The 1,141-nt window shown below is 67.0% G+C and carries 1 protein-coding gene; it reads left to right on the top strand.

What is annotated here, in order from left to right:
- Positions 1–1,033, top strand: a 1,033-nt coding sequence (locus tag SMD10_RS25430) for an IS5 family transposase (protein WP_331688504.1), incomplete at its 5' end; no start/stop codon positions are given.
- Positions 1,034–1,141 lie beyond the last annotated feature (108 nt).

The raw sequence follows: 1,141 nt of genomic DNA, 5'->3' as shown, positions 1-1,141 counted from the left end.
GCGGGTTCGCCCGGATCATCCGCTGCGGCTGATCCGGGAGTTCGCCAACGCGGCGCTGGATGCGCTGTCGGGCGATTTCGCCGACCTTTATTCCGGGATGGGACGTCCCTCGATCGCGCCGGAGATGCTGCTGCGGGCGATGTTGCTGCAGGCGTTCTATTCGATCCGCTCGGAACGGCAGTTGATGGAGCGGCTGGAGTTCGACCTCCTGTTCCGCTGGTTCGTCGGGCTCGGCATCGATGATCCGGTGTGGGACCACTCGACCTTTTCGAAGAACCGCGACCGGCTGCTGGACGGCGCGATCGCGGCGAAGTTCCTGAGTGCGGTGCTGGCGCAGCCACGGGTGAAGCGGCTGCTGTCGAGCGATCACTTCTCGGTCGACGGCACGCTGATCGAAGCCTGGGCCTCGATGAAGAGCTTCAAGCCGAAGGACGGCCCGGACGATCCGCCGTCCGGTGGCGGGCGCAACCGGGAGGCCGATTTCCATGGCGAGAAGCGCTCGAACGCGACGCACGCCTCGACCACCGATCCGCAAGCACGGCTCTTTCGCAAGAGCGCCGGCAAGGAGGCCAAGCTCTGCTTCATGGGCCATGCCCTGATGGAGAACCGCTCCGGTCTTCTGGTTTCCTCCTGCCTGACGGCCGCCGACGGCCACGCCGAGCGGATTGCCGCACTGGCGATGATCGAACCCTATGGCGAGCGCTCAAAGGCGATCACGCTGGGCGCCGACAGGGGCTTCGACACCAAGGACTTCGTCAATGAATTGCGTTCCATGAACGTCACGCCGCACGTGGCGCAGAACACGGCCGGGCGACGATCGGCGAACGACGGGCGCACCACCCGGCATCAGGGCTATGCAACGAGCCTGCGCATCCGCAAGCGGATCGAGGAAGCCTTCGGCTGGATCAAGTCCGTGGCGGGGCTCGCCAAGAGCCGCTTCCTCGGCGTCGAGCGCACGGCCTGGGCCTTCACCTTCGCGGTGGCGGCTTCCGACCTCGTCTGGCTGCCCAGCCTCCTGGCGGTGTCGTCATGAGCGCCCCGGCTGGCTGCAGGCTCGTCGGCCGCTGGCGGATCGTCGAAGCAGACCTTTGGGACCGCGCCACTCTCGACCTCTGCGGCCCCGCCACCATGACGATCGGCC

This window comes from Consotaella aegiceratis (assembly GCF_036541425.1).
In the GTDB taxonomy this organism is placed as follows: Bacteria; Pseudomonadota; Alphaproteobacteria; order Rhizobiales; family Rhizobiaceae; genus Consotaella; species Consotaella aegiceratis.
Note: the sequence above shows the minus strand (reverse complement) of the source record. Positions and strands in the feature narration are given on the sequence as shown.